5 protein-coding genes and 1 pseudogene are annotated in these 4,655 nt (G+C 64.7%); 1 reads left to right on the forward strand and 5 read right to left on the reverse strand.

The window, feature by feature from the left end:
• Positions 1-401 (reverse strand): annotated as a pseudogene (locus tag G3N92_RS31005) (hypothetical protein); the annotation flags it as partial.
• Positions 402-526: 125 nt separating this feature from the next.
• A complete protein-coding gene (locus G3N92_RS31010) occupies positions 527-697 on the reverse strand; it encodes a rubredoxin (protein WP_006400971.1) in 171 nt (56 codons plus the stop codon).
• 367 nt (positions 698-1,064) lie between these two features.
• On the opposite strand from G3N92_RS31010, the gene G3N92_RS31015 reads away from it, so the two are divergent.
• Positions 1,065-1,931, forward strand: a complete 867-nt coding sequence (locus G3N92_RS31015) for a hydroxymethylpyrimidine/phosphomethylpyrimidine kinase (RefSeq protein ID WP_206131361.1) — start codon at positions 1,065-1,067, stop codon at positions 1,929-1,931.
• A 163-nt stretch (positions 1,932-2,094) separates the two neighbouring features.
• Here G3N92_RS31015 and groL read toward each other — a convergent pair whose 3' ends face one another.
• The 3 genes from groL to G3N92_RS31030 form a co-directional block, all read right to left on the reverse strand.
• A complete protein-coding gene (gene groL, locus G3N92_RS31020) occupies positions 2,095-3,735 on the reverse strand; it encodes a chaperonin GroEL (RefSeq protein ID WP_206131362.1) in 1,641 nt (546 codons plus the stop codon).
• A 49-nt stretch (positions 3,736-3,784) separates the two neighbouring features.
• Positions 3,785-4,078 carry a co-chaperone GroES gene (locus tag G3N92_RS31025; RefSeq protein WP_025098731.1) on the reverse strand — a complete coding sequence of 98 codons (294 nt, stop codon included), beginning with the start codon at positions 4,076-4,078 and terminating at the stop codon, positions 3,785-3,787.
• A 320-nt stretch (positions 4,079-4,398) separates the two neighbouring features.
• The coding region (locus G3N92_RS31030; RefSeq protein WP_206131363.1) for a hypothetical protein at positions 4,399-4,655 on the reverse strand (257 nt) is incomplete at its 5' end.

The raw sequence follows: 4,655 nt of genomic DNA on the forward strand, positions 1-4,655 counted from the left end.
TCGAGCCAGTCGACCGGCGCCGCGCCTTCGGCGGCGGCCAGTTGCCGCAAGGCATCGTGATGGGAGTGGAGCGACGGCGAGCAGGCCAGCTCGCGCAGGTTGCGGCGGGCGATCGCCCAGCGGAAATCGCGCAGGGCCTCGCGGAATCGGTCGTTCGGCCTGCCGCCGGACGGCAGCGTCGCGCCGGGCGCGGCCGCGACCAGTGCATCGGCATAACGCGCCGCGGCGAGCCAGCCGGCGTCGCGCAAGGCGGCCGCCGCGGTACGCAGGGCACGGAACAACGCCTCGCCCGAGGCCGTGCTGGCTTCCGCCAGCGCCGCCTCGGCAAGCAGCACCGCGCCGCCGCGGGGATTCGGCAGCGCATCGGGCATCGGTATTACGGTCGGAGACAGCAAGGTCATGGGCACGCAACCGTCGACGCTTGGACTGAAGCGCCACGCGGCCCTGCCGCGCGGCCGGCCTGTCTTGCCGGCGCCGCGTCAGACGCGCCGGCAGTCGGGCCGAAACACCGGCTTCGCGAGATCGCTCAGATCTGGACCATCTCGAAATCTTCCTTGCGCGCGCCGCATTCCGGGCACGTCCAGTTGATCGGCACGTCCTCCCAGCGCGTACCCGGGGCGATGCCCTCGTCGGGCAAGCCCGCTTCTTCGTCGTAGATCCAACCGCAGATCAGGCACATCCAGCTTTTGTATTCCATCGTTTGCCGCGCAGGGAAAAAACCAATTTTGGGGAGACGTGATGGTAACGTGCGGACGGCCGCCCTGCCTAGCATTGCGGTTCTAGACGAACCACACGGAACCTGTCGCACATCAACTCTGGCTCACTAGCCGGGACAAAATAACGCGGATGCCCCCGATTCCTGGCTGTTAAGCCTATCGGGCTGCCCTCGGCGCATCCCGCCCGCCGGGACCCGAACCGATGCGCGGCAACCCGCCGCAAACGCCCGCCAGATATTGCATTCGGTTAAAAAAACCATTTCTTGCGCAAGTTTCCAACGCATAATGACCGGCAAGGCGCACCCGAGTGGTGCGCCGCCCGATCGTTCTCTCATTCCCCGATTTTTCATGTCCAGCAACGCCCCTCCGATCGTCCTCACCTTCGGCTTGTTCGATCCCACCGGCGGCTCCGGCCTGCAGGCGGATCTGCTGACGCTGGCGAGCATGGGCTGCCACGGCACGTCGGTGCAGACCGGCTACACGGTGCGCGATTCGGCCACCTGCGATGAGGTCACCGGCCTCGATCCGGATACCGTCGTCGCGCAGGCCCGCATGCTGCTCGAGGACATGCCCGTCGCCGCGTTCAAGATCGGCGCCACCGCGCGCGCCGAAGTGGTCAGCGCGATCGCCGAGGTCGTGGCCGACTACGACGGCGTGCCGCTCGTGCTCGCGCCCGACTTCACGCTCGACGACGAACACGTGCTGGCCGCCGACGATCTGCGCGAATCGATCGCCGATCTGCTCGCCCCGCAAACCACGCTGCTGGTGGCCGATCACGCCACGCTGATCGCGCTCGCGCAACCCGACGGCGACGCGGAAGCACCGAACCTCGACACGGCGATCGCGCATCTGCTGTCGCAGGGCTGCGAGTACATCCTGGCGACGGAAACGGGCACGCACCGGCTCGTCAACACGCTGTACGGCGAGGAAGGCCAGATCCGCCAGGATCTCTGGGAGCGCACGCCGAACCGGCTGATGGGCGTGACCGATACGCTCGCCGCCGCCATCGCGGCGCTGCTCGCCAACGGCCAGGAGCCGCCCGAAGCCGTGCGCGAGGCGCAGGAATACCTTTACCAGGCCGCGCGCGACGCGTTCCGGCCCGGCATGGGCGCCTGGGTGCCCGACCGCTTCTTCTGGGCGCGCAGCAACGAAGACGACACGCCCACCCAGCCGGCCGCACCGGCCACGCCGCCTTACGGCGCATCGCGTCACTAAACACGCGCTACCGGGGCGCAGACCGCTCTGGTTTTCTTGCGCCGGTTTTCTTGCGCCTTTTCCGCGCCGTAAACGACAAAAAACCCGCATCGCTGCGGGTTTTTTGTTTTGCCGGACAGGACGCGCATCGCTGCGCGCCCATCGTGCAATCGACCGAAGTCGATTACATGTCCATGCCCATGCCGCCCATGCCGCCCGGCATGCCGCCGGCCATCGGGGCATCTTCCTTCGGCAGTTCGGCGACGGCAGCGTCCGTCGTCAGCAGCAGGCCGGCGACCGATGCTGCGTTTTGCAGCGCCGTGCGCGTGACCTTGGTCGGATCGACCACGCCAGCTTCGACCATGTCGACGTACTCGCCCGTTGCGGCGTTGTAGCCGTAGTTGCCCGTACCGGCTGCAACGGCTGCCACCACGACGCTGGCTTCTTCGCCGCCGTTCGTGACGATCTGGCGCAGCGGCTCTTCCATGGCGCGCAGCACGATCTTGATACCGGCGTTTTGATCGGCGTTCGCGCCGGTCAGTGCCGTGATCGCGGTGCGAGCGCGGATCAGCGCGACGCCGCCACCGGCCACGATGCCTTCTTCCACAGCTGCGCGCGTTGCGTGCAGTGCGTCTTCGACACGTGCCTTCTTTTCCTTCATTTCGACTTCGGTCGCTGCGCCGACCTTGATCACGGCAACACCGCCTGCCAGCTTGGCAACGCGCTCTTGCAGCTTTTCACGGTCGTAGTCCGACGTCGCTTCTTCGATTTGCGCGCGCACTTGCTTGACGCGTGCTTCGATGTTCACGGCTTCGCCTGCGCCGTCGATGATCGTCGTGTTTTCCTTGCCCACTTCGATGCGCTTGGCTTGGCCCAGTTCGGCCAGCGTGGCCTTCTCGAGCGTCAGGCCGGTTTCTTCCGCGACGACTTGACCGCCGGTCAGGATCGCGATGTCTTCCAGCATGGCCTTGCGACGATCGCCGAAGCCCGGAGCCTTGACGGCGACGGTCTTCAGGATGCCACGGATGTTGTTGACGACCAGCGTTGCCAGGGCTTCGCCTTCGACGTCTTCGGCGATGATCAGCAGCGGACGGCCAGCCTTCGCGACTTGTTCCAGAACCGGCAGCAGGTCACGGATGTTCGACACCTTCTTGTCGTGCAGCAGCACGAACGGGTTGTCGAGGACGGCGACTTGCTTGTCCGGGTTGTTGATGAAGTACGGCGACAGGTAGCCGCGGTCGAATTGCATGCCTTCGACGACGTCCAGTTCGTCGGCCAGCGACTTGCCGTCTTCGACGGTGATGACGCCTTCCTTGCCGACCTTGTCCATCGCTTCAGCGATGCGATCGCCGATCGACGAATCGCTGTTGGCCGAGATCGAGCCGACTTGTGCGATTTCCTTGTTCGTCGTGCAGGGCTTGCTGATCTTCTTCAGCTCTTCCACTGCTGCGGCGACGGCCTTGTCGATGCCGCGCTTCAGGTCCATCGGGTTCATGCCCGATGCGACGTACTTCATGCCTTCGCGAACGATCGATTGCGCGAGGACGGTTGCCGTCGTCGTGCCGTCGCCGGCGTTGTCGCTGGTCTTGGAAGCGACTTCCTTGACCATTTGCGCGCCCATGTTCTGGAGCTTGTCCTTCAGCTCGATTTCCTTGGCGACCGACACGCCGTCCTTCGTGACCGTCGGGCCGCCGAACGAACGCTCGAGCACCACGTTACGGCCCTTCGGGCCCAGCGTGACCTTGACCGCGTTGGCCAGAATGTTCACGCCTTCAACCATCTTGGAACGGGCGGAATCGCCGAAAACGACGTCTTTAGCTGCCATGTTCTAACTCCTTGAATTCTCTGGAATGGGTTCGCGGGTATGCGCAGGCTTACGCTGCGTTGACCACGGCCATGATGTCTTCTTCGCGCATCACGAGCAGTTCCTGGCCGTCGACCTTGACGGATTGGCCAGCATACTTGCCGAACAGGACGCGATCGCCGACCTTCACGTCGAGCGCGATCGGAGCGCCCTTGTCGTCGCGCTTGCCCGGGCCGATCGCCAGCACTTCGCCTTGATCCGGCTTTTCAGCCGCTGCTTCGGGAATCACGATGCCCGAGGCCGTCTTGGTTTCTTGATCCAGGCGCTTGACGATCACGCGATCGTGCAAAGGACGAAGGTTCATTTTCACTCCTCTCTGAGAGACTGAAGAACACTGAAGGATGCCGGCAGGCTGTCGCCCACCGACGAAGTTGTTAGCACTCTCGTGCAGCGAGTGCTAATTATATGGACGAGGTTTGACAAATTCAAGGACGGGAAAGCGAGGTTTTTTACCGGCCCGCATTCACCGGAAAATCCTGATTTCTCTTTTAAATTCAATCGATTGATCGAATTTTCAGGAAAAAGATCGGACGAGAAATAATTCGCCGCATCGTTCAGCCGCGCGCTCTGCGCGCGCTGGCACCGTGCCGGCCGAGGCGGTCGAGGCCTGCAATCGGCCATTCGTCAGACCAGATCGCACCGGCCCGGCGCACCGCGCGCTTCGACGATAGGCCGCGCGCGCGACAAGCACATGAAGCCGGCGCGAAGCGAACCGCGCACCGCCGAACGCGAGCCGGACGGCTGCATGGAGTCGATGCGAGCGCCTGGAGTTCCCGCCAATGATGCGGATCGGCCCGGCCCGCGCCGATCCGCGCCGACGACGCCCGCCGCGCGGCTTTGCGCGACGACGATACCGCAGGCGGGCGCCCGGAACGCGGGCC

It is taken from the genome of Burkholderia sp. Ac-20379, assembly GCF_017104645.1.
Classification (GTDB): domain Bacteria; phylum Pseudomonadota; class Gammaproteobacteria; order Burkholderiales; family Burkholderiaceae; genus Burkholderia.